This is a genomic window from Streptomyces sp. NPDC045026, assembly GCF_056432625.1.
In genome coordinates, this window is sequence record NZ_JBWKIS010000006.1 from 290,190 (window position 1) to 314,658 (window position 24,469).

Genomic DNA, 24,469 nt, shown 5'->3' on the forward strand with positions numbered 1-24,469 from the left:
ATAACGGAAGCCGATTCGCTTCCCACTCCACGCCAGCAGCTCCTGGCAGGGGCCAAGAGCATGACGCCGTTCCTCGCATCGGCCATCCCCATGGGCATTGCCGGCGGTGTTCTGGGTCTGTCCAGCGGACTCTCCGCCTGGTCGACCATGGGCCTGGCGATGGCCGTGAATTCAGGAACAGCCCAGTTCGTCGGCTTTGCCCTGCTGGCCGATGGGGCGGGCTGGCTCACGATCATCCTGACCACCCTCATCCTGGGCCTGAGGATGCTGATCTACTCGACGATTCTGGTTCCGCACGTCAAGGAAGTGCCGCAGCGTTGGCGAGTACTGCTCGGCTTCGGGCTGATCGATGCGGTCTTCTTCGTGGCCATCGAGCGGCTGAAGAAGGGGGAGCTCGCCCAGCGCAAGCATCTGTACTTCCTCGGAGCTTCCGGCGTGATGTACACCACGTGGATGCTGTCGACGGTCGTTGGCATGATCCTCGGCTCTGCCGTGCCTGACGTGCAGAAGCTCGGCCTCGATTTCCCCATGACAGCCATGTTCATCGCAATGCTGGCAACCGGTCTGGCCAACTGGCGGGTGGCGGCTGTCATCTGCAGCGCCGGCCTCACCGTGATGCTGGCCCACGGGTTGCCCTACAACCTTGGGATCGTTCTGGCCACGGTTGTCGGTGCAGGGGTCGGCACAGCGTGTGAGTACGCGGTCAAGAGCCGAACGGCCGAGGGAACGGTTGAAGCGAATCCCCAGGATGCGGGGAACACGGAGAGCAAGGAGAAGCTGCGATGACCATGGCGCTCTTGATTTTGGGAATGGGCGTTTGCAGCTTCCTCCCGCGTTATCTGCCTCTGGCTCTCTTCGCGGATCGAACGATGCCTCCGGTGATGAAGACGGCACTCAACTACACGCCGCCGGCCGTGCTGGCGGCACTGGTGTTCCCTGCCGTCCTTGCGCCTTCCGGCGAGGGTATCGAGCTAACCGTTTCGAATCCCTACCTGGTCGGTGGTATAGCCACCTTCGTTGCGGGTCTGATCTCGAAGAAGTTCCTCTTGGTCACAGTGATCGGCATAGCCGTCTTCTTTCTGAGTCGCTGGCTCATTGGCTGAGCCGTCGTCCTCTCCTCATTCATCTGCAGCCATGAAAGGCCCGGCCGTGAAGACCAAGCTGAGTTCTCATCGTGCACCCCTGCGGGTGGCTGTCGCTCAGACACAAGCCCGCCCCGGCGACATCACTCATAACGTTGCTGAATCAGCGTTCGTGGTGAAGGCCGCAGGGGAGGCGGGAGTGCGAGTGCTCCTCTTCCCTGAACTTGCGCTCACTGGATACGAGACCGCCTGGCTTCGCGCATCACTGCCCGAACACGCAGTCGATCCCTATGGGCCGGAGTTGGATCCCATAAGGGAAGCCTGCCGCGCTTCCGGAGTGACGGCGATTGTGGGGGCGCCAACCGCCTCGGGGCAGCGATCGGCCATCTCTGCCGTGGTGGTCGATGGGCACGGCCGGACAACTGCGGTCTGCCATAAGCAGCACCTCGAGGCCCACGAAAGAGAGCTCTTCGTCCCCGGCACGGATTGCTGCACGGTGACGGTGGATGGATGGCGGTTGGCTCTGAGTATCTGCTATGACGCGAGCTTCCCCGAGCACGCCCGTGCAGCCGCACTCGCCGGGGCGGACGCGTACCTGTGCGGCGGCGCATTCGTCACGGGTGACTCGGATCATCGCCGGTCCGTTTATTTCCCGGCACGCGCCCTTGAGAACACTCTCTACGTATTGTTTGCCAATTTCGTAGGTCGACAGGGCCCCTGGGAGTTCTGCGGAGGAAGCGCAATCTACGGGCCCGACGGGCGGCTGGTCGCGGAGGCTGGTAGCGAGGAGGCTGCTATCGCGATTGCAGATCTTGACGATACGGATCTGGCATCCACTCGCAAGAACCTGACCATGCTGGAAGACCTCACTAATCATCCCGATGCTCAAGTCCCTGGTTCATGACTCTCCTCTACGGGTGCTCAAGTCACCGCTTGCGTAGTGTGACACAAAACGTCAGAGACTCCCCTCCGGAAATTGCAGGGGATGGGTGATCATCGTTCTTCCGGAGCATGTCGAGCGACTTAGTTCTCTCAAGATCCCTGAGGTGTGGCTGATTCCGGCTTCATCTGCCGCATGTGCGGCGGCGGAAGCGCAATATGGTCTGCTCGATGATCGGGAACGTGCTAAAGCGAGCAGCTTCAAACGACCTCGAGATCGCGGAACCTATCTGGTGGCGCATGTCGGATTGCGTCAAATCTTGGGTGCTTATCTGGATCTTTCCCCTGCATGCGTCGCGTTCGGCCGGGAACCGTGTCCCGCATGCAGTGGCCCCCACGGCCGACCGACCGTAGCCTCCTCGCCATCGGTCCATTTTTCGTTGTCGCACGCTGAAGAAATGGCCGCAGTGGCTGTTGCGCTCCAGCCGGTGGGGGTCGACGTCGAAGCCGCCCGAAACATCCATTGCGCTGAACTGATATCCCTTCTCCATCCCGCTGAGCAATCGGCATTGCAAACGCTGGCACGAGAAGAGCAGGAAGAGGCCGTCCTGAATTGCTGGGTGCGCAAAGAGTCGTATCTCAAGGGATTGGGAGTCGGTCTCGCCGTCGAGCCGAATGGGGTAAACACTGGGCTGGGTGACCGCTTCAGTTCAGTGGGAATTACTCCTGGCTGGTCCCTGGCGTCCATAGTCGCGCCCGAAGGGTATGCGGCCGCAATCGCATTGCGGAATGTTGGGGAGTCCAGGGATATGCCCAAGCGCATCACGCCTCGCGTACTCGATGTTTCTTCGGGGATCGCCCCCGCGTTGCAACGGCTCGCACAGTGAAGTGCAGGATCGTTCATCTGGGACGTGGGAAACGGGCTCATCGTGATGACGATGAGCCCGTTTTGCTATGCCCGGACAGGTCAGGAGCGGTGTGACACCCCGCAGTGGGCGGGGCGGGGCGGGGTGTCAGGCGGCGTCGGCGGAGAAGCGCGCGGCGAGATCCTTGGCCCGGGTCTCCGCGTCCTCCAGGGCCTTGGCGCGGGAGGCCTCGGCGAGCGGTATGAGCTCGCTCATCGCCGGAGTCGCGTGCGCCAGGGTCAGTTCGGGAACGATGAAGTCCACATCCAGGCCGAGCATCGTGCCGAGAAGGTCACGCAGGTAGTTCTGCACGTACTCGAAGGATTCGCGCGGGGTGCCCGGGGCGTACGAGCCGCCACGGCTGGCGACGACCGTGACGGGCGTCCCCTTCGCGGACGGCGTCTCGCCGGCGGTACGCCCCATGAGGATCACCTGGTCCAGCCAGGCCTTCAGGGTCGACGGGATCGAGAAGTTGTACATAGGGGCGCCGATCAGCACGGCGTCCGCCTGCTCCAGCTCCTCGATGAGCTTCAGACGCTCGGCGAAGGCCGCGGCCTGCTCCGGGCTGTGGGTGGCGGGATCGGCGAAACCGGCCGAGGCGCCGACCGTGTCCAGGTGCGGGACCGGGTCCACGGCCAGATCGCGGTAGATCACCGTGCCGTCGGGGTGCTGCTCCTCCCAGGCCTTGCGGAAGGCGTCGGCGACGGTGCGGGACGCGGAGGCCGAACCGGGCCAGAGGGACGAGTCGACGTGCAGAAGGGTGGGCATTGGGGGTCTCCAAGGTGCGGGGTGGTCGGGTACGGAGGTGTAGTTCCGTTCGGAGCTACCTTATGAACAGTAACTTACTTTTATTTAGTCCCCTACGGTAGGGCAGTACCCTGAAGGCATGGCGGGCAACGGGGAACACGAGAGCGGCACCGCATGCGGGACGGGGCCCCAGAACCCCGACGCGTGCAAGCGAGTCGACGGCGGCATCACCCGCGTCTTCGGCCTGCTCGGCAAACGCTGGACAGGACTCGTGGTCTCCGTCCTCCTCCAGCACCCCGTCCACTTCGCCGACCTGCGCCGAGCCATCCCCGGCATCAGCGAGCGCATGCTCTCGGACCGCCTCACCGAACTCGGCGCCGCCGGCCTCGTCGTACGCGAGGTCGACGAAGGCCCCCCGCTCCGCGTCGCGTACCGCCTGACCGAAGCGGGCGCCGCGCTCGAACCGGCGCTGAAGGAACTCGGGCTGTGGGCCGAGGAGCATCTGCCTGAGTGTTAGAACTCTGGTCCCATGCTTTGCTTCCGCGCTCTGGTTCCGCGCCCTGGTTCCGCGCTCGGTTTCCACAATCGCGGGGTTATCCACAGGCTCTGACGGGTTTCGGCCGACGGCGGTACGGTCGTCGCCAATTGATGTTCAGAGACGGGGGAGGCGGTCCGCGTGACCGAGCTCGACACGGCGGTGCCGATACAGCGTGAAGAAGCGGCAGCTCGACGGCTGCCGGCCGTCCAAGGGTTCGCCGCGCGACCTGCCTCCGGATCACCCAAGCAAGAGGGCAAGGCCCTGCGCGACCGCGTACCGCGCTCCACGCACGCGACCCTCACCCTGCACCCCGCACGCCCCGACGCCGTCACCGCGGTCGACGAGTCCAACCTCGGCCGGATCGAAGAGCTCACACCCATACGCGTCGGCAGGATGGCGGCGACCCCGTTCGCGTTCCTGCGCGGATCTGCCGGCCTCATGGCCCACGACCTCGCACAGACCCCCGTCACCGGCATCGGCACCCAGATCTGCGGAGACGCCCACGCGGCGAACTTCGGCCTCTACGCCGACGCCCGCGGCGGTCTGGTCATCGACCTGAACGACTTCGACGAAACGGTGCGCGGCCCCTGGGAATGGGACGTGAAGCGACTCGCCACCTCGCTCGTCCTCGCAGGCCGCGTGGCCGGAGCCGACGAGGACACCTGCCGGGAAGCCGCGCACTACGCGGTCGGCGCGTACCGCCGCACCATGCGTCTGCTGGCCCGACTGCCCGCCCTCGACGCGTGGAACGCCATCGCCGACGAGGAACTCGTCTCCCACACCGACGCCCATGACCTCGTCGGCATGCTGGAACGCGTATCCGAGAAGGCACGCAACAACACCAGCGGAAGATTCGCCGCCAAGTCCACCGAACTGGCCGAGGACGGCACCCGACGCTTCGTCGACGCACCACCCGTACTGCGCCGCGTCTCCGACGAGGAGGCGTCCGACGTCGCGGCATCCCTCGGCGCCTACCTGCAGACACTCTCCGAAGACCGCCTGCCCCTGCTCGGCCGCTACGCGATCCAGGACGTCGCCTTCCGCGTCGTCGGCACCGGGAGCGTGGGCACGAGGTCGTACGTGGTGCTGCTCCTCGACCACCGGGGAGAGGCACTCGTGCTCCAGGTGAAGGAAGCACGGCCCTCCGCGCTGCTTCCGCACCTGCCCGCAGTGGGATTCGAGACGCCGAACGCCATCCATGAAGGGCGGCGCGTGGTCCTCGGCCAGAAACGGATGCAGGTCGTCAGCGACATCTTGCTCGGCTGGACGACCGTGGCCGGACGTCCGTTCCAGGTACGGCAGTTCAGAAACCGCAAGGGAAGCGTCGACCCCGCGGCTCTTGCCGCCGATCAGATGGACGACTACGGCCGCATGACGGGCGCGCTCCTCGCCCGCGCACACGCACACAGCGCCGACCCTCGACTGATCGCCGGCTACTGCGGCAAGAACGAGGAACTGGACGAGGCCATCGCCCAGTTCGCGGTCACCTACGCGGACCGCACAGAACAGGACCACGCAGCCCTGGTCAGGGCTGTGCGGGAGGGGAGGGTGAGGGCTGAGGTGGGGGTTTGAGGTGGGGGTTTGCGGTGGAGTTTTTTGGGGTGGGGTTTTTGGGGGGAGGGGGAAGGGCCGGCCTTCGGGCGGGGTGGCCTTAAGGCGGGGTGGGTTTGGGCGTGCGGGCGCTTGGGGCGGGTGGGGTGAGCCGACGCGGGGTGGTTGCGGGGTGGGGCGAGTCGGCCTGCTGTGGATTCTGGGTGGGTTGAATTGAGCTGATCTGGGGTGAGGTGGGAGGGGGCGGGGGGAGGGGGAGCCCCCCAGAACCATTGAAATCAGGCGTCGAGCAGGGCAACCCGGACCGTGCCCTAGGCTGGTCGGGTGACGACCCCGGAAGCCGAGTCGACCCCGTCCGAGGCCCCTGCCGCCGAGCCGCAGGGGCAGCCCGTTGCTGAGGGACAGCCTCTTACTGAGGGGCAGCCTGTTACTGAGAAGCGACCCGAGGAGCGGCTTGAGCGGGCTGTGCTCGCCGCTGAGCAGGCGCTGATCGAGTACGAGATCGCGGTGGAGACGTTCCGGGTAGAGGTGGAGAACTTCTCTCGGCTGCACCACCAGAAGCTGGGCCCGATGTATACGCGCCTGGACGAGCTCGAGGCGCAGATCGCCGAGGCGGTCGCCGCGCGGAGCGGGGATCCGGAGGACCGGCGTAAGGCGGACGAGGCCAGGGCGCGCGTGATGCCCATGCCCGCGGTCGAGGAATTGTTCGACCAGTGGATGGACGGGGACGGTCTCTCGCCGGAGGCGTCCGCCATGCTCACCGATCAGCCGGTGCGGCCGCCGCAGCGTGTGCGGCCCAGCGACGAGGCTCGCAAGCTCTACCGGGAGCTCGTCCGTAAGGCGCACCCGGATCTGGCGCAGGACGAGAAGGACCGGGCGCGGCGCGACGAGTTCATCGTGCGGGTCAACGCGGCCTACGGCCGTGGCGACGAGGCCTTGCTGAAGGAGCTGTCCGACGAGTGGGCCGCGGGGCCTGTGCCCGAGGCGCGCAAGCCCAGCCCGAGCGAGGAGCTGTACGAGCGGCTCGAGTGGCTGTCGCAGCGCAAGGAGCTGCTGACGGCCGTTGCTCAGGAGCTGGAGGAGAGTGCGATCGGCGCGATGCTGCGGATGGCGCCGGACGATCCCGACCGGCTGCTCGAGGAGATCGCGGAGCAGCTGCTCGCGCAGGTCGCCGAGCGCGAGGCCGAGCTGGAGCGCTTGATGCGCGAGCAGGCTGCTGGTAGCTGAGCGGGTCGACCGGTCGGCTGCTGGTGGCTGAGCCGGCGGGTGAGCAGGTTGCTGGCGGCTGAGCTAGCGGGCGAGCAGGCTGCTTGTGGCTATGCGAGTGGGTTGACCGGTCGGCTTGTGGCTATGCGAGTGGGCTGACCGGGCCGGCCTGTAGGTGAGTGGTTGTCCCAGACCGAGCGGGTCCCCCCGCGTGGCTGAGAGTCCGAGCGGCTGACCGGCCCGGTGCCTGGCGAGTCAGGGCCCGGATGGGGTCGGGTAGCGTCGGGGGTATGCATTTCGGATCTGGTGTGCCCACGGTTGAGGTCGGCGAGCTCGTGGACGGGGACTTTCTCCTCGATGTCCGTGAGGACGATGAGTGGCAGGCAGGTCATGCCGAGGGTGCGCTGCACATTCCGATCAGTGAGTTCGTGGCGCGTTACGGCGAGCTGACCGAGGCGGCTCCCCAGGACGGTCGGGTCAATGTGATCTGCCGGTCCGGCGGGCGTTCCGCGCAGGTGACGATGTACCTCGTACAGCAGGGCATCGACGCGGTGAATGTGGACGGTGGCATGCAGGTGTGGGCCGCCGCCGGGCGGCCCGTCGTGGACGACAAGGGGCAGTCGGGCTTCGTGCTCTGACCCCTGGATCAGCTGGATCAGCTGGATCAGCTGAGGGGATGGGCAGCCAGTAGGTCGCCGAGTGTCTCCTCGTGTGCGGCTGCTGGGCCGAGGGACAGTTCCAGCTGCTTGGCCCAGGCGTGGTAGCGGTGCAGCGGGTAGTCGGTGTCGGCGCCGAATCCTCCGTGCAGATGCTGTGCGGTCTGGACGACGCGTCGTACGCCTTCGGACGCCCAGATCTTGGCGACCGCGATGTCGCCTGCCGCGGGGAGCGCTCCGCCCGCCTGGGTGCCGATGCGCCAGGCGGCCTGCCAGAGGGTGGCTTCCATGGCGCGCAGATCGATGTAACGGTCCGCGGCCTGGACCGCGACCGCTTGGAACGTGGCCACCGGGTAGCCGAACTGTTCGCGCTTGCTGGTGTAGTCGCCGGTCATCTGCAGGACGCGTTCTCCGAGGCCCAGCGCCAGGGCGCAGGTTCCGGTCGTGAGGAGTTGGTGCAGCCGGTCCCAGGCTTCGTCGGTCTCGATGATCTGGTGCGGGTCGAGGCGTACGGAGTCGAGGTGGAGTTCGCCGAGGCGTTCGCCGGTCGTGGAGATCTGTTCGGCGAGGGCGAGCCCTTCGTGCGAGTGGGGCAGCACGGCGACGATGGTGCGGCCCTGCGGGGTGTGGGCGGGTACGGCGATGTGGTCGGCGTTGTGGGCCCAGGGCACGCCGGTCTGGGTGCCGTCGAGAGTCCAGGTGTCGGTGTCCGTGTCGTGCCGTGCACTGACTGCGAGTTGGGCCGGGTCGTGGCCGGTGCGGCCTGCCGAGGCGGCGGTGAGGACGAGTTCGCCACGGGCTGCCCGGGGGAGGATTTGCTCCTTCAACTCGTCGCTGCCGTAGGTCTGTACGGCGACTGCGGTCGCGGTGTGTTCCAGGAGCGGGACGCGAGCGAGTGTCTTGGCGGCTTCCCGTAGGACCAGGCAGAGCGCGATGGCGTCCAGGCCCGCGCCGCCGTGTTCGGGGTTGAGCAGGAGGCTGAGCAGGTCGGCGTCGGCGAGTTTCGACCACAGGGCCCGGTCGAAGTCGTGGGCGACCGCGCCGGGGGTGAGGGCCGGGCTCGGCACGCTGTCCGGCGCGACATGGCCGAACACGGCCCTGGCCGCCTCGACAGCCGCCTGCTGTTCTTCGGTGAAGGTGAAGTCCACTGCCCTGTCCCTCCGTGCACCGTTTCATCGTGGCGACCCGCCAGGATCTGACGGTGCGTCAAGGTAGAACAAGTTCTACGAGAAGGGAATACGCGGAGGGAATGCGAGGGCAGTAGGGGTGGCTTCGGCGGTCGGCGGTCGGCGGTCGGCGGTCGGCGGTCGGCGGGGCAGCGTCAGCGGTCGAAGTCCAGCTCCACCGTCTCCGTGGCCGGGTGGGACTGGCAGGCGAGTACGTAGCCGGCTTCGGTCTCCTCGGGTTCGAGTGCGAAATTCCGGTCCATGCGCACCTCGCCCGAGACGAGGAACGCGCGGCAGGTCCCGCAGACGCCGCCCTTGCAGGCGTACGGCGCGTCGGGGCGGTTGCGCAGCACGGTCTCCAGGAGTGATTCGCCGTCGCCGACGGGCCAGGTGCCGGAGCGGCCGTCGAGCTGGGCGGTGACTGTGGAGTGCGCGAGGGCCGGCGCGGGGCGGGCGGGTGCCGCTCCGTCGTCGACGTGGAAGATCTCCTCGTGGATGCGGCCTCTTCGTACGCCGAGGGCGCGCAGCGTGCGTTCCGCTCCTTGTACGAGTCCGAACGGGCCGCAGAGGTACCAGCCGGCTACCTCGTCCACGGGAAGCAGTGCAGGCAGCAGGGTCGTCAGGCGTTCCTGGTCGAGGCGGCCGGAGTCGAGGCCTGCCTGCTGGTCCTCCCGGGAGAGGACCGTGACCAGCTGGAACCGGGCGGGGTACCGGTCCTTCAGGTCGGCCACCTCGTCCAAGAACATGGTCGACGCTGCGGTGCGGTCGCTGCGGATGAGGCAGAAGCGGGCGTTCGGTTCGCGGGCGAGCAGAGTGGCCGCGATCGACAGGACGGGGGTGATGCCGCTGCCGCCGACCACGGCGGCGTAGAGCCCGGGGGCGGGTTCGAGGATGAAGCGGCCGGCGGGGGTCATGACCTCCAGGGCGTCGCCGACGGCGATCTCCTTGAGGGCGTACGTCGAGAAGGATCCGCCTTCGACGAGGCGGACACCGACGCGGAGGGTGCGGGGTCCTTCAGGGTCTGGGGCCGGTGAGCAGATCGAGTAGGTGCGCCGGATCTCGCCCTTGTCGATCTCGCCCTCGCCGGCCGGGCGGCGCAGGGCGAGGTGCTGGCCGGGTGCGTGGCGGAATTCCTCACGCAGGGGTTCGGGGACCTCGAGGGTGAGGGCCACGGAGTCGTCGGTGAGCCGGTCGACCGCCGCTACGCGGAGCTGGTGGAAGCGGGCCATCACAACTCCTTGAAGTGGTCGAAGGGTTCGCGGCAGTCGAGGCAGCGCCGCAGGGCTTTGCAGGCGGTGGAGGAGAAGCGGCTCAGCAGTTCGGTGTCCGTGGATCCGCAGTGCGGGCAGCGCAGGGCGGCGTCGCTGGCTTCGGGGGCACCGAGGAGCGTGGCGGCAGCCGCGTCGGCAGCTGTGCGCATGGGTGTTGTGGTGCGGGTGGGGCCCAGGGCGACGGTCACGGGTCCTTGGTCCGCCTGGACGGCGCGGGGTGGCGCTATGCCGAACTCCCGGAGCTTGCGGCGGCCCTCGTCCGTGATGTCGTCCGTGGTCCAGGCGGGTGCGAGCACCCGCCGGACGGTGACCTCCGGTATGCCGCGCTCGTGCAGGACGCGCTCGATGTCCGTGGACATGGCCTCGACGGCCGGGCAGCCGGTGTAGGTGGGGGTGAGCTCGACCTCGACGCTGCCCGGGGTGAGGCAGTGGACGGCTCGGAGCACGCCGAGCTCTTCCAGTGTGAGAACGGGCAGTTCGGGGTCGGGCACGGAGCCGGCGAGGCGGCGCAGCTCCGCTTCGAGCGGCGTCTCCGGTCGGTCGGCGGTGTCCTGGGGGGAGGCCTCGGGGGCTTTGGTCACCATGACGCCCCCGGGTGGCTGCGGTGGAGGTGCTGCATCTCGGCGAGCATCCGTCCGAAGGGCTCCGTGTGCAGGCCCTGGCGTCCGGCGCCGGCGCTCCAGGCCCCGGTCCGCGGTCCCTCGGGAACGGTCAGGGTCGCCCGGTCCAGGACGGCGGTGACGGATGCGGTCCAACTGGCTTCCATCTCCGGCCAGTCGATGTCGATGCCGTCGATGGGCTGGAACATCTCTCCGGTGTGACGCCAGAGTGCGTCGCAGGCCCGCTGCATCCGGTCGTGGCTTTCGGTGGTGCCGTCTCCGAGACGTACGGTCCACTGTTCGGCGTGGTCCTGGTGGTAGGCGACCTCCTTGACCGCCTTGGCGGCGAGGCCGGCGAGGGGTCCGTCGGTCGCGGCGAGGCGGCCGTACAGGAGGTGTTGGTAGGTGGAGAAGTACAGCTGGCGGGCGATGGTGTGGGCGAAGTCGCCGTTGGGCTGTTCGACCAACTGGACGTTCCGGAAGGCGCGTTCCTCGCGCAGGTAGGCCAGCTCGTCCTCGTCACCGACGAGGGAGAGCAGGACCCGGGCCTGGCCGAGGAGGTCGAGCGCGATGTTGGCCAGGGCGACTTCTTCTTCGAGGACCGGGGCGTGTCCGGCCCACTCCCCCAGTCGGTGTGACAGCACGAGTGCGTCGTCGCCCAGGGCGAGTGCGGCGGCGGCGCTGACGGTGCCGACGGCGGAGACGGGGTTCAGGGACGTGGTCACAGGTGCTTCACCCCTTCCGGGATCTCGTAGAACGTCGGGTGCCGGTACGGCTTGTCGGCGGAGGGCTCGAAGAAGGGGTCCTTCTCGTCGGGCGAGGAGGCGGTGATCGAGGTGGACGGGACGACCCAGATCGAAACGCCTTCGCCGCGGCGGGTGTACAGATCGCGTGCGTTACGCAGGGCCAGCTCGGCGTCCGGCGCGTGCAGGCTTCCCGCGTGGGTGTGCGACAGTCCGCGCCGGGAGCGTACGAAGACCTCCCACAGCGGCCAGTCCTTCGCGTCACTCATGCCGTCGCCTTCCCGTTCGCCCCGGAGTCTTGTGCCCCGGAGGGCTTCGCCTCGGAGTGTTTCGCCGCGTGGGCCGCGGCCGCTTCCCTGACCCAGGCGCCCTCGTCGTGCGCCCGCCTGCGCTGGGTGATCCGCTGGTCGTTGCACGGTCCGTTGCCCTTCAGGACCTCCCAGAACTCCGTCCAGTCGATGGCTCCGAAGTCGTGGTGCCCGCGCTCCGCGTTCCATACGAGGTCCGGGTCGGGGAGGGTGAGTCCGAGGGACTCGGCCTGCGGGACGCAGATGTCGACGAAGCGCTGGCGCAGCTCGTCGTTCGAATGGCGCTTGATCTTCCACTCCATCGACTGCGCGGAGTGCGAAGACTCGTCGTCCGGAGGACCGAACATCATCAGGGACGGCCACCACCAGCGGTCGACGGCGTCCTGCGCCATCGCGTGCTGGGCCTCGGTGCCGCGGCTCAGGGCGAGCAGCAGCTCGTAGCCCTGGCGCTGGTGGAACGACTCTTCCTTGCAGATCCGCACCATGGCGCGCGCGTACGGCCCGTACGAGCAGCGGCACAGGGGGACCTGATTCGTGATCGCTGCGCCGTCCACGAGCCAGCCGACGGCGCCGACGTCCGCCCAGGTCAGCGTCGGATAGTTGAAGATCGACGAATACTTCTGACGGCCGCTGTGCAGCTTGTCGAGCAGCTCGTCGCGGCCCGTGCCGAGCGTTTCGGCGGCGCTGTACAGGTACAGGCCGTGGCCGGCCTCGTCCTGGACCTTGGCCATGAGGATCGCCTTGCGCCGCAGTGAGGGGGCGCGCGTGATCCAGTTGGCCTCCGGCTGCATGCCGATGATCTCGGAGTGGGCGTGCTGCGCGATCTGGCGCACAAGCGTCGCGCGATAGGCGTCCGGCATCCAGTCACGGGGCTCGATGCGCTCCTCCGCCGCGACGGCGGCGTCGAACGCTGTCTGATACGCGGCGGTGCCCGAGGCAGTGCCCGAGGCAGTGCCCGAGGCGGTGCCGGTGGCGTCGGACGTGGCGTGGGCCGCCTGTGTCCGCGCCGTTTGGTGCGCAGCTGCTGTCGCCATCCCGGTCTCCCTCGACCTTGAGCGAATCTCCCGACCGATCGTTCGGTTCGTTGGATTCAATGGTGGGACGAGCGCCGTAGGGTGTCAACCCTGCGAGGTCCGGCCTGTGGATAAGTCCCGTGGCTCTGTGCCTCGCGTGCTCGGCTGAGTACCGTGCCGGTGCGGCGGCAGGAGCGGGCCGCGTGGCGAGGAATCGGTTCGGCACAAGCGCGGACCGGAGGCATCGGGAGACTCGGGGAAACGGGGCGGCATGGACGCGTACGACAAGGGCTCGACCGCCCGGCGTTCCGACCCGGAGCCGAAGCCGGACCCTTTGCGGAGTCCGGCGCCGAGCCGCGAGCCTGAGCTCGGCCACGTGCCCGTGTCGGGCCAGGAGCCTGAGCTCGGCCACGTACCCGAGCCGGACCACGAGCCTGAGCTGGATCCCCAGAACCCACCCCTCATACCCCCGCCCCTGCCCCCAACCGCCCCACCCCGCATCGGCCTGTCCGCCCTCTCCCTCCGCTACCAGATCGCCGCCGCCTGCGCACTGGTCGTGGTCGCCCTCGGGGCGTGTGTGCACGTCGCGATGGTGTTTTTGCACGTCGCGCCGCCCAATACCGTCTCCAAGGAGTACGGCCGGGCCATTGACGGCTGGATATATCCGGAGTTCGAGCAGAACTGGAAGCTGTTCGCGCCCAACCCGCTTCAGCAGAACATCGCCGTGCAGGCCCGCGCGGAGATCCGTACGGCCGACGGCGGTACGCGCACGACCGGCTGGTACGACCTGTCGGCACGCGACGGCGCCGACATCGACGGGAATCTGCTGCCCAGCCACACGCAACAGAACGAGTTGCGACGGGCCTGGGACTTCTACGTGTCCGCGCACGACAGTGAGAACCGCCCGAACGGTCTGCGCGGCCAGCTCTCCGAGCGCTACATCCGCCGCATCGTCGTCCTGCGGCTGTCCCACGAGGACGGGCTGACGGCCGCCGGCAAGACGGCCGCCGGCAAGAAGGAATACATCGCCCGCGTCCAGGTCCGCTCGCGAACCACCAACGTGGCGCCGCCCCCGTGGAGTGACGAGAAAGTGGATCCCAAGCCTCTCTACCGGCAGATTCCCTGGTCGATGGTGACGGTCGCGGACAGAGCACTCAACAGCAACAGCAACAGCAATAGCCAGAGCCAGAGCCAGAGCCAGAACCCGAGCCAAAACGGCAACAGCACGCGCGTGCGTGCCGCCGGTGACGGGACGGATGCCCGGTGAACCGCATCGACCCCATCGACCGCATCGACCGCGTCACCGGGTTCGCCCTCGGCCCCTATCAGAGTGCCGTGATCCGGATCGGGTTCTGCGCGACCTGGCTTCTCTTCCTGCTGCGCGAGTTCCCCAACCGTCACGAGCTCTACGGGCCCGACGGGCCGTGGAGCTGGGACATGGCGCAGCAGCTCATCGCCGGTAACGGCGCCTTCACCGCTCTGATGTGGTCGGACGGCCGCGTCTGGTTCGAGATCGTCTACGCCGCCGCGCTCGTGTCCAGTGCGCTGCTGATGCTGGGCTGGCGTACCCGGACCATGTCCGTCCTGTTCATGATCGGCGTGCTCTCGCTGCAGAACCGCAGCATTTTCATGGGCGACGGCGGCGACAACGTCATCCATCTGATGTCGATCTACCTGGCGTTCACGCGGTGCGGGCAGGTCTGGTCGCTGGATGCGCGGCGAGCGGCACGCGCGCGTGAGCACAGTGCGCATGAGCACATTGCGCGTGAGAGCGACATCGGGCGGCCGGACAGAGTGGGGCCGGTGCTGTGGTGGCTCGCCGGGCTCGGACTCTCCGTGATCACGTTCATGGGGGTTGTGAGCGGGGGCTGGCTGGTCGTGTTCTGGGGGCTGTGGGCCGTGCAGGGCCTGTGGTGGGCGGTGAACAGGAGGGACCCGTACAGCGAGCTCCGACAGCTGTTCGACGTGATCGCGAACCTGGCGCACAACGCCGCGCTTCTCGTGATCATGGCGGAGGCGTGTCTGATCTACGCGACCGCCGGCTGGTACAAGATCCAGGGCAGTCGCTGGCAGGACGGGACGGCGGTCTACTACCCGCTCCACCTGGACTATTTCTCTCCCTGGCCGGCCCTCGGAGACCTGCTCGCCTCGCACGGGCTGATGGTGATGCTCGTGTCGTACGGGACGGTCGCCGTGCAGGTCGCCTTCCCGTTCACGCTGTTCAACCGGCGCGTCAAGAACGTCCTGCTGGTCGCCATGATGTGCGAGCACGCGGTGATCGCCGTCCTGCTCGGACTGCCGTTCTTCTCGCTCGCGATGATCGCCGCCGATGCCGTGTTCCTGCCGACGCCGTTCCTGAAGCGGCTGGGCGGATGGGTGGCACGCGCGCGTGGAGGCCTGTTTTCCCGTACGGCCGGTGCTCCTACGGTGCCGGGGCCTCGCGCCGAGGAGAGCCCCGAACAGGCCCACGTAGGCTTCACGCCATGAGCAGGGCGAACAGCGGGCAGAGGCACGCAGCGTGCGCGTGAACCGGCAACAGGCGTGAGCAGGGCGAACAGCGTGAACAGGCGAGCAGCATGAGCAGGGCGGATCGAGCAGCATGAACAGGGCGGATATCGCCGGCGTCGATGAATGGCGCGCCCGTGCCGACTCGGCCGTCCTCCTGGACGGGTTCCACGCGCTCAAGCACGCCCTGCGTTTCGGCGCGCGCGTGCCCGTGGCCCTGGCGACCAGTCGTGCCGCCGTGCTCGCCCTGGCAGAGGAGCTCGCTCCGGATGTGCGGGACGTGCTTGACGGGCTTGTGGAGGAGGTGCCGGAGGACACACTGCGTGCTCTGGTGCCGCGTCTGCATCCCACGGGGGTGGCCGCGCTGGCGGTGCGGCCGGACCGGGCGGCGAACCTGGCCGCCGTGGCGCACCTGCCGAGGACCGCGCCCGTAGTCGTCCTCGACAACCCCCGCAACCTCGGCAACGCGGGCGCCGTCATCCGGCTCGCCGCGGGCTTCGGAGCGACGGGCGTCGTCATGACCGGCAGCCTCGACCCCTGGCACCCGACCGTCGTACGCGGGGGCGCGGGCCTGCACTTCGCGACCGCGGTCGAGCGCCTGGCGGTGGCGGAGCTGCCGCCGGGGCCCGTGTACGCGCTCGATCCGGAGGGCGAGGACATCCGGGGGACCGAACTGCCGGACGACGCGCTGCTCGCCTTCGGCTCGGAGCGCAGTGGCCTGTCGCCCGAACTGCGCGCCCGTGCCGATCACTTGGTGTCGCTGCCGATGCGGGCACAGGTCTCCAGCTACAACCTGGCGACGAGCGTCGGCATGACGCTCTTCCACTGGAGTACCTGTGGCACGCCGGGCGGTCCGGTGGGCCGCCCGGCTGCCTGAGCAGGCTTCCGTCGGAGGCCTCATGCCTCCTTGCGCACCTCCACGACCCGGAAGCGGTTCGCCACGAACGCTCCGTCGCACAGCGCCGCGTTGGCCGCGGGGTTACCGCCGGAGCCGTGGAAGTCCGAGAACGCTGCCGTCTGGTTCACGTACACCCCGCCCGTGAGGTTGACGGACAGCTGGGCGCACTCTTCGAGGCAGACCTCTTCGACGGCCTCGGCGACCTCGTCGGAGGTCGTGTACGCGCCGACCGTCATCGCGCCCTTGTCGCGCACCGTGCGCCGCAGCAGTTCCAGCGCGTCCGCCGTGGAGTCGACGGCGACGGCGAAGGAGACCGGGCCGAAGCACTCGCTGAGGTAGGCGGACTCGGAGTCGGCGCCGTCCCAGAACTTCCGCGCGCCGTCCTGCTTGACGATCGTCGGCGTACGGACGACGGCACCGGGGAACTCGGGATTGCTGATCTCCCGTGAGGCGAGGGCGACTTCACCGAGGCCGGAGGCGGCCTCCAGGCGGGACTTCACGTCCGGGTTGACGAGGGCGCCGAGCAGCGCGTTCGCCCGGGTGTCGTCGCCGAGGAGGCCGCCGACCGCTGCCGCGATGTCGGTGACCACCTCGTCGTAACTCTTGGGGCCCTCGTCCGTGCTGATGCCGTCGCGCGGGATGAGGAGGTTCTGCGGGGTGGTGCACATCTGGCCGCTGTACAGGGACAGGGAGAACGCGAGGTTCGCCAGCATTCCCTTGTAGCGGTCGGTCGAGTCGATGACGACCGTGTTGACGCCGGCCTTCTCCGTGTAGACCTGCGCCTGCCGGGCGTGCGTCTCCAGCCAGTCGCCGAACGCCGTCGAGCCCGTGTAGTCGATGATCTTGATCTCGGGGCGCAGGGCGATCGTCTTGGCGATGCCTTCGCCGGGCCGCTCGGCGGCCAGTGCCACCAGATTCGGGTCGAAGCCGGACTCGGCGAGGACCTCGCGGGCCACCTGGACGGTGAGGGCGAGGGGCAGCACCGCGCGCGGGTGGGGCTTCACCAGGACGGCGTTGCCGGTGGCGAGGGAGGCGAAGAGCCCCGGATATCCGTTCCATGTGGGGAAGGTGTTGCAGCCGATGACGAGCGCGATGCCGCGTCCGACCGGCGTGAACTGCTTGCCGAGGACGAGGGGATCACGCTTGCCCTGTGGCTTGGTCCACTCCATCGCGTCCGGCGTGCGCACCTGCTCGACGTACGCGTACGTCACCGCTTCGAGGCCGCGGTCCTGCGCGTGCGGGCCGCCCGCCTGGAACGCCATCATGAAGGCCTGCCCGCTCGTGTGCATCACGGCGTGCGCGAACTCGTGTGTACGCGCGCTGATCCGGGCCAGGATCTCCAGACACACGGCGGCCCGCGCCTCGGCGCCCGCCTCGCGCCACGCGCGCATGCCTGCGCGCATCGCGGGGAGCAGGACGTCCAGATCGGGATGTGGGTAGGTCACGCCCAACTCGACGCCGTACGGCGACATTTCGCCGCCCACCCAGTCGTCCGTGCCGGGCTGTCCGAGGTCGATCCGGGTGCCGGAGAGCGCGTCGAAGGCGGCCTTGCCCTCGGGCATGCTCAGGCTTCCGTGCTCTCCGTAGGCCTTGGGGTGCTCGGGGTGCGGCGACCAGTACGCGCGCGTGCGGATCGCTTCCAGCGCTTGGTCGAGGGTGGGCCGGTGCTTTGCGATCAGGTCGTGCGCGGTGACTTCGGCGGCCATGACGGACCAACTCCTCGTCGAGACGGCTCTTCGTCGAGCCGGCGAGCTGGGCAGGGACAGCTGGGCAGGAACAGGCAGACACGGTTAGAGTAACCGAACGATCGGTCGGGACAAGGGGGGTCGTCGAACCTGTGGAAAACTTCCCGCCCGCCGCTGTCCCGGCGCGGCCGCCACGACCCCCGGGCCCCCGGCCGTCGTCCCGTGCGGGAGGATCGCGACCATGACAGCACTCGAGCTCGGCAGCCCCGAACGCCTTGTGGGCGTGGTGGGCACCGGCACCATGGGCCAGGGCATCGCCCAGGTCGCCCTGACCGCCGGCCACCCCGTCCGGCTCTACGACGCCGTACCGGGTCGCGCCCGGGAGGCTGCGGACGCCATCGCCGCACGCCTGGACCGCCTGGTCGACAAGGGCAGGCTCGACGCTGCCGAGCGGGACGCCGCGTGCGAGCGTCTGAGCCCCGCCGAGTCCCTTGAGGAGTTCGCGGGGGCGGCGCTCGTCGTCGAGGCCGTACTGGAGCGGCTCGACGTGAAGCAGCAGCTGTTCACGGACCTGGAGGAGATCGTCGCGGACGACTGTCTGCTCGCGACCAACACCTCGTCCCTGTCCGTCACGGCCGTCGGCGGAACGCTGCGTGTGCCGGGGCGCCTCGTCGGCCTGCACTTCTTCAACCCGGCGCCCCTGATGCCGCTGGTCGAGGTGGTCTCCGGCGCGGCGACGGACGTAACGGCGGCCACGCGCGCGTACGAGACGGCCCGTGCCTGGGGCAAGACCCCCGTCGTCTGCGCCGACACCCCCGGATTCATTGTCAACCGCATCGCGCGGCCCTTCTACGCCGAGGCGTTCGCGGTCTACGAGGGGCAGGGCGCCCAGCCCGCCACCATCGACGCCGTCCTGCGCGAGTGCGGTGGCTTCAAGATGGGCGCCTTCGAACTGACGGACCTCATCGGGCAGGACGTCAACGAGGCGGTCACCCGCTCCGTGTGGGAGGCCTTCTTCCAGGACGTGAAGTTCCGGCCGTCCCTCGCTCAGCGGCGCCTGGTCGAGGCCGGCATGCTCGGGCGCAAGACGGGCCGCGGCTGGTACGCGTACGCGGATGGCGAGGAGCGCCCGGAGCCGCACACCGCGCAGCCCGCCCAGGCGCCCGCCTACGTCGTCGCCGAGGGGGACCTGGGGCCTGCCGCCGAGCTCCTCGCGCTGATCCGCGAGGCGGGCATCCCGGTGCGTGAGGAGGACGAGGACAACGGCACGCGCCTGGTCCTTCCCAGCGGCGGTCAGCTCGCCCTCGCGGACGGCCAGACGTCCGTCGAGTACCGGGACGTCATCTACTTCGATCTTGCGTTCGACTATCGCGCCGCCACCCGCATCGCCCTGGCGACCTCGCAGGAAGCGTCCCCGCAGACCCTGCGTGAGGCCACCGGGCTCTTCCAGGCCATCGGCAAGGACGTCAGCGTCATCGGCGACGTGCCCGGCATGATCGTCGCCCGCACGGTCGCGCGGCTCATCGACCTGGCGCACGATGCCGTCGCCAAGGGAGTGGCCACTCCGGAGGACATCGACACGGCGATGCGCCTGGGCGTCAACTACCCGCTGGGGCCCGTCGAGTGGAGCAGGAAGCTCGGCAAGAACTGGGCGTACTCCCTCCTCGACGATCTGCACCTGCGCGACCCGTCCGGCCGTTACGCGCCCTCGCTCGCGCTCTACCGTCACTCGTACGCCTCCGACAAGCGGGAGGGCTCCGCATGACCACCGCAAGGCGCGACACCTACACGCCGGAGACCCTCCTGTCGGTCGCCGTGCAGGTCTTCAACGAGCGTGGCTACGACGGCACCTCGATGGAGCACCTCTCCAAGGCGGCCGGTATCTCCAAGTCGTCGATCTACCACCATGTCGCCGGCAAGGAGGAGCTGCTTCGCCGCGCCGTCAGCCGCGCGCTCGACGGTCTCTTCGGCATCCTCGGCGAGGAGCACGCGCGCGTGGGGCGTGCCGTCGAGCGTCTTGAGTACGTCACCCGGCGCATGGTCCAGGTCCTGATATCCGAGCTGCCCTACGTGACCCTGCTGCTGCGCGTGCGCGGAAACACCGACACGGAGCGCTGGGCGATGGAGCGGCGCAGGGAGTTCGACCACCAGGTCGCCGAGCTCCTGAAGGCGGCCGCGGCCGACGGCGACGTGCGGGGCGACATAGAGGTGCGGCTCGCGACCCGCCTCGTGTTCGGCATGATCAACTCGATCGTGGAGTGGTTCCGGCCGGGCGGCCGGGGCATGGACGACCGTGAAGTCGCCGACGCCGTCACGCAGTTGATCTTCGAGGGGCTGCGCAGGCAGGGCTGACGGACCCCGGCGCGGGCCTGTCCGTCAGACGCCCGACGGTCCCCCGGGCGCGGGCGCGTCAGGCGTCCGGCCCCAGGTCCTCCTCCTCGAACACCAGCAGCGTCCGCGTGCTCAGCACCTCCGGCATGGCCTGGAGCTTGGTGAGCACCAGTTCCCGCAGCGCCCGGTTGTCCTGCGTGTGCACCATCAGGAGCACATCGAAGTCGCCGCTGACCAGCGCGATGTGTGAGGCCTCGGGGAGTCGGCGCAGCTGCGCGCGCACGATGCGCCAGGAGTTCTGGACGATCTTGAGCGTGATGTACGCGGAGGCGCCCTGCCCGGCCCGCTCGTGGTTGACGCGGGCGCCGAAGCCGCGGATGACGCCGTCGTCGATGAGCCGGTTGATGCGCGCGTAGGCGTTGGCCCGTGACACGTGGACGCGCTCGGCGACGGAGCGTATCGAGGCGCGGCCGTCCATCTGGAGCATCTGCAGGATGTCGCGGTCGATGGCGTCCAGCGGGCGCGGCTGGTACTCGGGGCGGCCGTCGGGCGGCCTGGGCGAGGCGCCCGTTGGGCTGTCGGCGCCGCCGTCGGGCGCTCGGGGCGGAGGCTCGGGGCGGTCGCCGCCCGGGCCGTCGGCCATTCGTTCAGATGCCATGTCCCCCCGCCTCCCTACCATGGACGTACTGCGTCCATCCCAGGCTGTGGAGAACCGTTTGTCCACAGCCTGGAGGTGCCTGTAGCCAAAATGTGCCGACGACCGAACAATCGGTAGGTGAGGCGCATCACTCCGTCGCGTCTCTCAGTCGCTTCCAACGAGGAGGTGCCGTCATGACGGTCATGGAGCAGCGGGACGCCTACCGGCCCACCCCGCCGCCCGCCTGGCAGCCGCGCACGGATCCCGCGCCGCTGCTGCCCGACGCCGAGCCGTACCGGATCCTCGGCACCGATGCCGCGGCCAAGGCCGACGCCCGGCTCCTGCACCAGCTGTACGCGGAGGTGGTGCGTGGGCGCAGGTACAACGCGCAGGCGACCGCCCTGACGAAGCAGGGCCGGCTCGCGGTCTACCCGTCCAGCACCGGACAGGAGGCCTGCGAGGTCGCGGCCGCCCTCGTCCTGGAGGAGCGCGACTGGCTCTTCCCCAGCTACCGGGACACCCTCGCCGCCGTCGCCCGTGGCCTCGACCCCGTGCAGGCCCTGACCCTGCTGCGGGGCGACTGGCACACCGGGTACGACCCGCGTGAGCACCGCATCGCCCCCCTGTGCACGCCGCTCGCGACCCAGCTCCCGCACGCCGTCGGTCTCGCGCACGCCGCCCGCCTCAAGGGTGACGACGTGGTCGCGCTCGCCATGGTCGGCGACGGAGGCACCAGCGAGGGCGACTTCCACGAGGCGTTGAACTTCGCGGCGGTGTGGCAGGCCCCGGTCGTCTTCCTCGTACAGAACAACGGCTTCGCGATCTCCGTACCGCTCGCGAAGCAGACCGCCGCCCCGTCCCTGGCCCACAAGGCCGTCGGCTACGGGATGCCCGGTCGCCTCGTGGACGGCAACGACGCGGTGGCCGTGCACGAGGTCCTCGCCGAAGCCGTCCGCCACGCGCGCGAAGGGGGCGGCCCCACCCTTGTCGAGGCGATCACCTACCGCATGGAAGCGCACACGAACGCGGACGACGCCACGCGCTACCGCGTCGACGCCGAGGTCGACGCCTGGCGCGACCACGACCCGGTCCAGCTCCTGGAACGGGAGTTGACGGATCGCGGACTCCTCGACGAGGAAGGCATACGGGCCGTGCGCGACGACGCCGACAAGATGGCCGCCGGCCTGCGCGAGCGCATGAACCAGGATCCGGTGCTGGACCCCATGGACCTCTTCCGTGACGTCTACGCCGAGCAGACCACTCAACTGCGCGAGCAGGCGGCTCAGTTGCGCGCCGAGCTCGACGCCGAGGCGGACGGGGCCGACCGATGACCACCGTCGCCGCCAAGCCGGCCACCATGGCGCAGGCCTTCGGCCGCGCCCTGCGCGACGCTATGGCCGCCGACCCCTCCGTGCACGTCCTCGGAGAGGACGTCGGCACGCTGGGCGGCGTCTTCCGCGTCACCGACGGGCTCGCCAAGGAGTTCGGTGACGCCCGCTGCACGGACACGCCGCTCGCCGAGGCGGGCATCCTCGGGACCGCGGTCGGCATGGCCATGTACGGCCTGCGGCCCGTGGTCGAGATGCAGTTCGACTCCTTCGCCTACCCCGGCTTCGAACAGCTGATCTCGCACGTCGCGAAGATGCGCAACCGCACCAGGGGCGCGATGCCGCTGCCCCTCACCGTGCGCGTGCCCTACGGCGGCGGCATCGGCGGCGTCGAGCACCACAGCGACTCCTCCGAGGCGTACTACATGGCCACCCCAGGCCTCCATGTCGTCACGCCCGCCACCGTCGCGGACGCGTACGGACTGATGCGAGCCGCCATCGCCTCCGACGACCCCGTCGTGGTCCTCGAACCCAAGCGGCTGTACTGGTCGAAGGACTCCTGGAACCCCGAGCACCCGACGGACGTCGAGCCCATAGGGCGGGCCGTGGTCCGGCGGCCCGGCAGCAGCGCGACCCTCATCACGTACGGGCCGTCGGTGCCGGTCTGTATGGAGGCGGCCGAGGCCGCGCGAGCGGAGGGCTGGGATCTGGAAGTCGTCGATCTGCGCTCCCTGGTGCCGTTCGACGACGAGACGGTCAGCGCGTCCGTGCGCCGCACCGGCCGGGCGGTCGTCGTGCACGAGTCGGGCGGTTTCGGCGGGCCCGGCGCTGAGATCGCCGCGCGGGTCACCGAGCGCTGCTTCCACCACCTGGAGGCGCCGGTCCTGCGCGTGGCCGGGTTCGACATTCCGTATCCGCCGCCGATGCTGGAGCGGCACCATCTGCCGGGGGTCGACCGGATCCTGGACGCGGTCGCCCGGCTTCAGTGGGAGGCGGGCAGCTGATGGCACAGGTCCTCGAGTTCAAGCTGCCCGACCTCGGCGAAGGCCTCACCGAGGCGTCGATCGTCACCTGGCTCGTCCAGGTCGGCGACGTCGTGGCGGTGGACCAGCCGGTCGTCGAGGTGGAGACCGCCAAGGCGATGGTCGAGGTCCCGTGCCCCTACGGGGGTGTGGTCACCGCCCGCTTCGGCGAGGAGGGCACCGAACTGCCCGTCGGCTCCCCGCTCCTGACGGTCGCCGTCGGCACCCCGGCCGAGGGCGCGGGTGACGAAGAGGGCTCCGGGAACGTCCTGGTGGGATACGGCACCGCGGCCGCCCCCGCGCGCCGCCGCAGGGTCCGCCGCCAGGACGACGTCCCCGCGGCAGCGCCCGTGCTGACCTCGCCGTCCGCCCCGGCTCCGAAGGCGCCGCCGCGGAGCGGCCCTGTGCCGGTCATCTCCCCCCTCGTACGCAAGCTCGCCCGTGAACACGGCGTCGATCTGCGGGAGTTGCCCGGGTCAGGACCCGACGGGCTCATCCTGCGGGCCGACGTCGAGAGCGCCATGCGCGAGACCGTGCAGGTACGGGCTCACGTGGCCGAGGCGGAAGCCATGGCCCCGGTCTCGGCCCTCACAGAGGCCCCCGCCCAGGCCCCGACCTCCGTGGGCGCGACCGCCGGTGGAATCCGCGTCCCCTTGCGCGGCCTCCGAGGCGCCGTCGCCGACAAGCTCACCCGCAGCCGCCGCGAGATCCCCGACGCGACCTGCTGGGTGGACGCCGATGCCACGGAGTTCATGCACGCGCGCGTGGCCATGAACACGGCCGGCGGGGAGAAGATTTCCGTACTCGCCCTCCTCGCCCGCATCTGCACCGCCGCCCTGGCCCGTTACCCGGAGCTCAACTCCCGGGTCGACCTGGCGGCTCAGGAGATCGTGCAGCTCGACGCGGTGCACCTCGGGTTCGCCGCCCAGACCGAGCGCGGACTCGTCGTCCCTGTCGTGAAGGACGCGCACGTGCGCGACGCCGAGTCCCTCAGCGCCGAGTTCGCCCGCCTCACGGAGGTGGCGCGGGCCGGGCGGCTCACGCCCGGGGAACTCACGGGTGGCACGTTCACGTTGAACAACTACGGCGTCTTCGGCGTCGACGGCTCGACGCCGATCATCAACCACCCCGAGGCCGCCATGCTCGGCGTGGGCCGGATCATCCCCAAACCCTGGGTTCACCAGGGGGAGTTGGCCGTGCGACAGGTCGTCCAGCTGTCGCTCACCTTCGACCACCGAGTGTGCGACGGCGGCACGGCGGGCGGCTTCCTGCGCTACGTCGCGGACTGCGTGGAACAGCCGGCGGTGCTCCTGCGCACCCTGTGACGACCGGCGGCCCGACCCTGCCCACTTCGACCTGTGACGAGCGGCGGCTTACTCCCGCCCGCCCCGACCTGTGC

Annotated in this window: 25 protein-coding genes; 16 read left to right on the forward strand and 9 right to left on the reverse strand. The window is 69.3% G+C overall.

The genetic code is table 11. The features are described from left to right. Window positions 1–60 precede the first annotated feature (60 nt). The 4 genes from AC07EJ_RS16485 (at window position 61) to AC07EJ_RS16500 (ending at window position 2,848) form a co-directional block, all read left to right on the forward strand. Window positions 61–786 carry an AzlC family ABC transporter permease gene (locus tag AC07EJ_RS16485; protein WP_478884428.1) on the forward strand — a complete coding sequence of 242 codons (726 nt, stop codon included), beginning with the start codon at window positions 61–63 and terminating at the stop codon, window positions 784–786. Further along, on the forward strand, window positions 783–1,103 hold the full coding sequence (locus tag AC07EJ_RS16490; RefSeq protein WP_389478920.1) for an AzlD domain-containing protein: 321 nt from the start codon (window positions 783–785) through the stop codon (window positions 1,101–1,103). The genes AC07EJ_RS16485 and AC07EJ_RS16490 overlap by 4 nt, the downstream gene beginning before the upstream one ends. 46 nt (window positions 1,104–1,149) lie before the next feature. After that, the gene (locus AC07EJ_RS16495) at window positions 1,150–1,986 is read left to right on the forward strand and encodes a carbon-nitrogen hydrolase family protein (RefSeq protein ID WP_389478921.1); all 837 of its coding nucleotides are present in this window, start codon (window positions 1,150–1,152) and stop codon (window positions 1,984–1,986) included. 85 nt (window positions 1,987–2,071) lie between these two features. Further along, complete coding sequence (locus AC07EJ_RS16500) at window positions 2,072–2,848, forward strand: 4'-phosphopantetheinyl transferase family protein (RefSeq protein WP_389478922.1); 777 nt, start codon at window positions 2,072–2,074, stop codon at window positions 2,846–2,848. A gap of 126 nt (window positions 2,849–2,974) precedes the next feature. Here the strand turns inward: AC07EJ_RS16500 and AC07EJ_RS16505 are convergent, their stop codons facing one another. Next, a complete protein-coding gene (locus AC07EJ_RS16505; RefSeq protein WP_389478923.1) occupies window positions 2,975–3,634 on the reverse strand; it encodes an FMN-dependent NADH-azoreductase in 660 nt (219 codons plus the stop codon). Window positions 3,635–3,752: 118 nt separating this feature from the next. Between AC07EJ_RS16505 and AC07EJ_RS16510 the strand changes: the two genes are divergently transcribed. From AC07EJ_RS16510 to AC07EJ_RS16525, 4 genes are all read left to right on the forward strand, one after another. Beyond that, window positions 3,753–4,130 carry a winged helix-turn-helix transcriptional regulator gene (locus tag AC07EJ_RS16510; protein ID WP_389478924.1) on the forward strand — a complete coding sequence of 126 codons (378 nt, stop codon included), beginning with the start codon at window positions 3,753–3,755 and terminating at the stop codon, window positions 4,128–4,130. Window positions 4,131–4,289: 159 nt separating this feature from the next. Further along, on the forward strand, window positions 4,290–5,723 hold the full coding sequence (locus tag AC07EJ_RS16515) for a DUF2252 domain-containing protein (RefSeq protein ID WP_389478925.1): 1,434 nt from the start codon (window positions 4,290–4,292) through the stop codon (window positions 5,721–5,723). Between the two features lie 303 nt (window positions 5,724–6,026). Then, on the forward strand, window positions 6,027–6,929 hold the full coding sequence (locus AC07EJ_RS16520) for a J domain-containing protein (RefSeq protein ID WP_478884429.1): 903 nt from the start codon (window positions 6,027–6,029) through the stop codon (window positions 6,927–6,929). 287 nt (window positions 6,930–7,216) lie between these two features. Then, window positions 7,217–7,546 (forward strand): rhodanese-like domain-containing protein, encoded by a 330-nt coding sequence (locus AC07EJ_RS16525; protein ID WP_116512043.1) that lies wholly within the window; start codon window positions 7,217–7,219, stop codon window positions 7,544–7,546. A 26-nt stretch (window positions 7,547–7,572) separates the two neighbouring features. On the opposite strand, the gene AC07EJ_RS16530 is transcribed toward AC07EJ_RS16525, so the two are convergent. The 6 genes from AC07EJ_RS16530 to paaA all read right to left on the reverse strand — a co-directional run bounded on the left by AC07EJ_RS16530 (window position 7,573) and on the right by paaA (window position 12,685). Further along, window positions 7,573–8,712, reverse strand: coding sequence for an acyl-CoA dehydrogenase family protein (locus AC07EJ_RS16530; protein ID WP_389478927.1), 1,140 nt, complete (start codon window positions 8,710–8,712; stop codon window positions 7,573–7,575). A 173-nt stretch (window positions 8,713–8,885) separates the two neighbouring features. Further along, window positions 8,886–9,959 carry a 2Fe-2S iron-sulfur cluster-binding protein gene (locus AC07EJ_RS16535; protein ID WP_389478928.1) on the reverse strand — a complete coding sequence of 358 codons (1,074 nt, stop codon included), beginning with the start codon at window positions 9,957–9,959 and terminating at the stop codon, window positions 8,886–8,888. Next, on the reverse strand, window positions 9,959–10,585 hold the full coding sequence (gene paaD / locus AC07EJ_RS16540; protein ID WP_389478929.1) for a 1,2-phenylacetyl-CoA epoxidase subunit PaaD: 627 nt from the start codon (window positions 10,583–10,585) through the stop codon (window positions 9,959–9,961). Before paaD ends, AC07EJ_RS16535 begins: the two co-directional genes overlap by 1 nt. Continuing rightward, window positions 10,579–11,325 carry a 1,2-phenylacetyl-CoA epoxidase subunit PaaC gene (paaC, locus tag AC07EJ_RS16545; protein WP_389478930.1) on the reverse strand — a complete coding sequence of 249 codons (747 nt, stop codon included), beginning with the start codon at window positions 11,323–11,325 and terminating at the stop codon, window positions 10,579–10,581. The genes paaD and paaC overlap by 7 nt, the downstream gene beginning before the upstream one ends. Continuing rightward, on the reverse strand, window positions 11,322–11,612 hold the full coding sequence (paaB, locus tag AC07EJ_RS16550) for a 1,2-phenylacetyl-CoA epoxidase subunit PaaB (protein ID WP_227296143.1): 291 nt from the start codon (window positions 11,610–11,612) through the stop codon (window positions 11,322–11,324). The genes paaC and paaB overlap by 4 nt, the downstream gene beginning before the upstream one ends. Continuing rightward, window positions 11,609–12,685: a 1,2-phenylacetyl-CoA epoxidase subunit PaaA gene (paaA, locus tag AC07EJ_RS16555; RefSeq protein WP_389478931.1), complete on the reverse strand. Its 1,077-nt coding sequence runs from the start codon at window positions 12,683–12,685 to the stop codon at window positions 11,609–11,611. The genes paaB and paaA overlap by 4 nt, the downstream gene beginning before the upstream one ends. A gap of 250 nt (window positions 12,686–12,935) precedes the next feature. On the opposite strand from paaA, the gene AC07EJ_RS16560 reads away from it, so the two are divergent. The 3 genes from AC07EJ_RS16560 (at window position 12,936) to AC07EJ_RS16570 (ending at window position 16,046) form a co-directional block, all read left to right on the forward strand. After that, on the forward strand, window positions 12,936–13,931 hold the full coding sequence (locus AC07EJ_RS16560; protein WP_389478932.1) for a DUF5819 family protein: 996 nt from the start codon (window positions 12,936–12,938) through the stop codon (window positions 13,929–13,931). Beyond that, window positions 13,928–15,151, forward strand: a complete 1,224-nt coding sequence (locus AC07EJ_RS16565; RefSeq protein ID WP_478884430.1) for an HTTM domain-containing protein — start codon at window positions 13,928–13,930, stop codon at window positions 15,149–15,151. The genes AC07EJ_RS16560 and AC07EJ_RS16565 overlap by 4 nt, the downstream gene beginning before the upstream one ends. Window positions 15,152–15,263: 112 nt before the next feature. Beyond that, entirely contained in the window at window positions 15,264–16,046 is a 783-nt protein-coding gene (locus AC07EJ_RS16570) for a TrmH family RNA methyltransferase (RefSeq protein ID WP_389478934.1), read from the forward strand. A gap of 20 nt (window positions 16,047–16,066) precedes the next feature. On the opposite strand, the gene paaN is transcribed toward AC07EJ_RS16570, so the two are convergent. Next, complete coding sequence (gene paaN, locus AC07EJ_RS16575; protein ID WP_478884431.1) at window positions 16,067–17,773, reverse strand: phenylacetic acid degradation protein PaaN; 1,707 nt, start codon at window positions 17,771–17,773, stop codon at window positions 16,067–16,069. Window positions 17,774–17,993: 220 nt separating this feature from the next. Here paaN and AC07EJ_RS16580 point away from each other — a divergent pair, with 220 nt between their 5' ends. Next, the gene (locus AC07EJ_RS16580; RefSeq protein WP_478884432.1) at window positions 17,994–19,517 is read left to right on the forward strand and encodes a 3-hydroxyacyl-CoA dehydrogenase; all 1,524 of its coding nucleotides are present in this window, start codon (window positions 17,994–17,996) and stop codon (window positions 19,515–19,517) included. Further along, complete coding sequence (locus tag AC07EJ_RS16585; RefSeq protein ID WP_389478937.1) at window positions 19,514–20,104, forward strand: TetR/AcrR family transcriptional regulator; 591 nt, start codon at window positions 19,514–19,516, stop codon at window positions 20,102–20,104. Before AC07EJ_RS16580 ends, AC07EJ_RS16585 begins: the two co-directional genes overlap by 4 nt. Window positions 20,105–20,162: 58 nt before the next feature. Here AC07EJ_RS16585 and AC07EJ_RS16590 read toward each other — a convergent pair whose 3' ends face one another. Beyond that, window positions 20,163–20,726, reverse strand: a complete 564-nt coding sequence (locus tag AC07EJ_RS16590; RefSeq protein WP_389479265.1) for an Lrp/AsnC family transcriptional regulator — start codon at window positions 20,724–20,726, stop codon at window positions 20,163–20,165. Window positions 20,727–20,914: 188 nt separating this feature from the next. On the opposite strand from AC07EJ_RS16590, the gene pdhA reads away from it, so the two are divergent. From pdhA to AC07EJ_RS16605, 3 genes are read left to right on the forward strand one after another with little or no spacing between them, the layout of a single operon-like run. Beyond that, a complete protein-coding gene (gene pdhA, locus AC07EJ_RS16595) occupies window positions 20,915–22,051 on the forward strand; it encodes a pyruvate dehydrogenase (acetyl-transferring) E1 component subunit alpha (RefSeq protein WP_393585905.1) in 1,137 nt (378 codons plus the stop codon). After that, window positions 22,048–23,052, forward strand: a complete 1,005-nt coding sequence (locus AC07EJ_RS16600) for an alpha-ketoacid dehydrogenase subunit beta (RefSeq protein WP_393585906.1) — start codon at window positions 22,048–22,050, stop codon at window positions 23,050–23,052. The genes pdhA and AC07EJ_RS16600 overlap by 4 nt, the downstream gene beginning before the upstream one ends. Beyond that, on the forward strand, window positions 23,052–24,395 hold the full coding sequence (locus tag AC07EJ_RS16605) for a dihydrolipoamide acetyltransferase family protein (protein ID WP_389478940.1): 1,344 nt from the start codon (window positions 23,052–23,054) through the stop codon (window positions 24,393–24,395). The genes AC07EJ_RS16600 and AC07EJ_RS16605 overlap by 1 nt, the downstream gene beginning before the upstream one ends. Window positions 24,396–24,469: the final 74 nt, after the last annotated feature.